The sequence below is a fragment of the Halogeometricum sp. CBA1124 genome (genome assembly GCF_009741955.1).
GTDB lineage: Archaea > Halobacteriota > Halobacteria > Halobacteriales > Haloferacaceae > Halogeometricum > Halogeometricum rufum.
Genome location: NZ_WPCD01000261.1, coordinates 1 through 4,401, shown reverse-complemented (window position 1 = coordinate 4,401; position 4,401 = coordinate 1). Strand labels below are relative to the sequence as shown.

General features: G+C 68.5%; 4 protein-coding genes. All 4 read right to left on the bottom strand.

Going from position 1 to position 4,401, the window contains the following annotated elements; genetic code table 11:
- Positions 1 to 190: 190 nt before the first annotated feature.
- Positions 191 to 718, bottom strand: coding sequence for a bacterio-opsin activator domain-containing protein (locus GJ632_RS19880; protein ID WP_231751707.1), 528 nt, complete (start codon positions 716 to 718; stop codon positions 191 to 193).
- Positions 715 to 3,204: a PAS domain S-box protein gene (locus GJ632_RS19875; protein ID WP_197428111.1), complete on the bottom strand. Its 2,490-nt coding sequence runs from the start codon at positions 3,202 to 3,204 to the stop codon at positions 715 to 717. Before GJ632_RS19875 ends, GJ632_RS19880 begins: the two co-directional genes overlap by 4 nt.
- Positions 3,205 to 3,483: 279 nt before the next feature.
- Complete coding sequence (locus GJ632_RS24360) at positions 3,484 to 3,738, bottom strand: hypothetical protein (RefSeq protein ID WP_231751705.1); 255 nt, start codon at positions 3,736 to 3,738, stop codon at positions 3,484 to 3,486.
- The coding region (locus GJ632_RS19870) for an NAD(P)/FAD-dependent oxidoreductase (RefSeq protein WP_394351840.1) at positions 3,735 to 4,401 on the bottom strand (667 nt) is incomplete at its 5' end. The genes GJ632_RS24360 and GJ632_RS19870, both read right to left, overlap by 4 nt.

Below are 4,401 nucleotides of genomic sequence, written 5' to 3'. Positions count from 1 at the left end.
ACTGGTCACGGTAGCTGTCGGTATCACCGCTCCACGATTCCACAATCCCGGTAGCAACGTCGTACGGGGTCGCGGGCGGGGTCGACGCCGTCGACCTGCGGTGAATTTGTTCCCATCGAGACGTTGCTACGCGAGTGCTGGTAATGAGCCTCCGGTAATAACGATTAGATAAGGAATTCTTATACGTCGCTCAGTCCTCGAAGACCGCCTCCATCACCTTGTGTTCCCCGAGGCGGAGGTGCTTGTGGAACGTCGACGGCGCGATTTCGAGCGAGGCCGCGACCTCCTCGCCCGTGCTGTCCCGGGGCCACTCGAAGAACCCGGCGTAGTACGCCGTCTCGAGCGCTCTCGCCTGCTGGGTCGTCAACCGCGACTCGATGACCCCCTTGAGGTCGACGTCCGTCCGCCCCTCGTGGGTCGTGACCTGCCGAGAGACGAACTCGAGGTCTGGATGGTCCGCACGGATAGCCTCGTAGACCGCTCGCACGTCGTGCGTCGGCGACAGTTCGGCGACGACCGTGAGCGCCCCGTCAGCGAGCGTCGCGTGACGGACGTACGCGCCGTAACTCGCGAGGTTCGAGAGCAACGCCACGTCCGACGTCCGGACCTCGAACAGCGTCTCGTCGTCCCGGTGGCGAACGACCCGGTAGTCCCGAATCGACGGAGCGTTCGCGAGGGCCGACTCGAACTCGTCGGCGTCGCCGTCGGTTACGGTCAGGTAGAGGATGGCGGTGTCGCCGCCGGTCGGGACGCGCCCGCTATCGTCGTCCGGTTCCGAGCGGTCGCCAACTCACCGAAGGGCGCGGCGATCCGTCGGGAGCGGAGTTTGAACTCGACGACCCGATCGCTCAGGAGCGTCGCCTCGCGCTCGATGGCGTTGAGCGCGTGGCCGACGACGTCCCGCAACTGCGCGATGATCTCGCGGTGTTCCTCGTCGAACGCGTCCGTCTGTCGCGAGTACACCGACAGGACGCCGTACTCGACGCCGTCGTACACGAACGGGATTGCGATGGCGGTCCGGTAGCCGTGGGCCACCGCGAGGGCGCTCCAGGGAGCGTCGACGGTCCTCAGATCCGAGACGACCTGCACGGACCGGGACGACGTCGCCTCCATCACCGCTCCCGGCGCGTCTCCGTCGCTCTGCCGTTCGGCGAGTTCGGCGACCAGGTCGGCGGTCACCTCGTCGCTCCCGGCCCACGCGCGCGGTGAGACCGTCCCGGCGCTCCGGTCGACGTCGCCGACCCAGGCCAGCGCGTACGTGTCTGACTCGGTCAACCGCTCGCAGACGAGCGTTTCCAGTTCCTCCCGCGAACCGGTCTGCGCGAGCATCCGGTTTATCTCGCGGATGACGCTGTTCAGACGGTTGAGCGCCTCGAGTTGCTCCTTCCGACGCCGCTGTTCGCTCACGTCCCGAACGACGCCCACCCGTTCGCCCACCCCCGCGTCGGCCGGGAGCAGTGCGAACCGCGTCTCCGTCTGTATCCGCTCGCCGTCGGCACGCTGGACCCGGGCCTCGATGATGCCCTCCGTCAGGTCGCCGTCGCGCAGGCGTTCGTCGAGTTCCCTGCCCCGTTCGAAGGTCGACTCGTCGACCAGCAGCGAGACGTGCTCGCCGACGAGTTCGTCCCGCCGGTAGCCGGTGAGGTCGACCAGCGCCTCGTTGACGAACGTGAGGTAGCCGTCGGCGTCGACCGTGAACACGCCGTCGGAGACCGTCTCAACCAGACTCTCGTAGCGTTCGAGTTCCCGTTCCCGCCGTTCGCGCTCCGTGATGTCTCGCATGACGGAGAGATGTCGACCCGGTTGGACGTTCGGCGTGGCGACGTACTCGGCCGTCCGTCTGGTCCCGTCGGGGCGGACGACCGGAATCGTCCCGCGCGCTCGCTCCCCGGCGACGACCTGCTGCCAGAGTGCGTCGACGTCGACGGAGGGCGGGACGAACTCGTCGACGGACCGACCGAGCAACGCCGACCGGTCCAGCCCGTAGAGTTCACAGGCCGCCTCGTTCGCGTCGACGTACCGGGCCTCGTCGTCGAGAATGACCATGGCGTCGAGCGCCCCCTCGAACACGGCTCGGAACCGCCGCTCCGTGAGTTCTCGCTCCCGTTCGCGCGCCTTCTGCTCGGTGACGTCTCTCAGGTAGACGGACAGCCCCGTCTCAGAGGGGTACGCCCGCACCGCCGTCGAGATGCCGGTGGGCGGGAAGTCGGCCTCGAACTCGACGGTCCGCTCCGAGGCGACGGCGCGACGGAAGTTCGTCTCGAACGCGGCGGCGTCGGCCGACTCGTCGAAGACGACGCCGAACGGTTCCCCCACGAGCGACCCCTCGTCCGCGCTGAGGAGGGCCGCCGCCGTCTCGTTGACGTAGGTGAACCGGAGGTCGTCGTCGAGTGCGAAGAAGGCGTCCGTCACGCGGTCGAGGTGTTCGTCGAGGCGGGACTTCGGTCGCGCCGGGTCGGTGATGTCTCGGACGGTGATGACGAGGCCGTCGAGGGGGTCCTCGCCGAGGTGGTTGACGCCGACGCCCTCGTGGATTCGCCAGGTCCCGTCGGCCTGCTGCGCACGGATTTCCACCTTCGCCGTCGCCCCCGCCGGTTCGGTCATCGTCTCGTAGAACGCCTCGATGACGTCCGGTTGGTCGTCGGGGTGGACGTATCCGAACGGCCCCATGGCCTCGACGTCGGCCGGGGTGTAGCCCGTGACGCGTTCGATGGACGGGCTCACGTACTTCACCGCGCTGTCGGGGCCGACGACCACCGCGAAGTCGCCGATGCCGTCGAGCAACGACTCGTACCAGTCGGTCTCAGCCCGTTCCTCGACGAGTCGGTGGTATCGCTCGATTCCCCGCTTGACGCCGACCGCGAGGCGTTCCGTCGGGTTCTCGCGCCGGTCGACGACGGCGTCGACGCCTGCGCGTATCGCCGCCGCCGCGCAGTCTTCGTCGCCGTCGACCGCGAGGAGTACGGGAACCTCGGGCGTCCGGTTCCGGAGGGCTTCGACGAACGACCGCCACCCGCCCGCCACCGTCGTCTCGGTGACGACGCAGTCGATGGACTCCCGGGACAGGAACTCGACGGCCTGGTCCCGGTCTGACGCGAGCGTGACGGCGAACCCCGAGAGCGTGCGCTCCAGCACCGAGGTGAGGTCGGTGTAGTACTCTCGGTCCCGTCCGACGTACAGGACGCGGTCGACGCTCTCAGCCACGGCGGTCACACCTCTCGCGGCCGAGTTTCGCTGGTAGAGTCATACGAACGATAGGCGACGAAAGCGGAAAAACCAGCCGCGACAGTCGAGGGGAGCGGACTGTCGCAGGCCGCAGAGGTTTCCACGTCGCCGAGTCCCGACTGCGAGGTGACGCCGGCGGTCGCTTCGCGCGACGCCTCGTCGTCTCTGCGTCGGCAACCGGGTCTCGACGACGGGCGGATAGCTCGGCTGACCGACGGTTCGCCTCCGTCCCGACGCCCGCCGACCGCTCCGCTCGACTCAGGCGCTGGCCGCTCTGAACTCCCAGTCGTCGGTGTAGGCGTCGAGGAGGCGCGAGAGCATCGTCGGGTTCGCGGCGAGTTTGGCGAGAAGGATGGGGTGGCGAACGAGGCGGGAGAACGCGTGCTTCGGCTCTCGGTCCACCGCCTCCACGTCGATGCCGGAGACGGCGTCCATCACGCCGCCGAGGATGTCCGGGCGGCCGTCCTCCAACGCGCCGCGGACGATGTACGCGAGGCGATACTCGTTCTTCATCCGGCCGTACAGTTCGTCGGGGTAGTCGTCGAGGCGGTCCGCCGCGGCGAGTTCCGCGAGGAGGTACGAGGACTCGACGGCCTGCGAGATACCCTTTCCCGTGAAGCGGTTGGCGACGCCGGCGGCGTCGCGACGCGGGCGACGCGTCGCTCGGCGTCCCACGTTCGCTCGGGGTCGAGACTCGGCCCGCGCGGGATGGTGTAGACGTTCGTCGCCGACCGGTCCGGGACCGGCCAGCCGTTGCGCTCGCACGCCGCGACGAACGACTGGTAGTAGTCGTCGGGGAGGTTGTCCTGCGCCCACCCGATGCCGACGTTCGCGCGCGACTCCGACTTGGGGAACGCCCACGCGTACCCGAGGTAGTTCTCGAAGAGGATGCGCGAGTTCGGATACAGCGCCGAGAAGTCCCCCGCCACCTCGGCGTTCAGCGCGGTCATCCGCCCGGCGTACTCGCCCGTCGTGCCGTCCACCTTACTCGCCATCGACGGTTGACCCGTCGCGTCCACCACGAGGTCGAACCGCTCCGAGAAGTCGCGGAACTCCGCCTTCGTGACGCCGGTGGACTCGCGGATGTCGACGCCCTTCTGTCCCAGCAGTTCGGCCCACCGCTGTTCGACCACGTTCCGGTCGGTGACGTAGGCGTTCGAGGAGGGGGAAGACGCC

What these genes read in the sequence shown, in the direction of transcription:
- GJ632_RS24360 (WP_231751705.1), bottom strand. Translation starts at nt 3,738, where the DNA reads ATGAAGAACGAGTATCGCCTCGCGTACATCGTCCGCGGCGCGTTGGAG.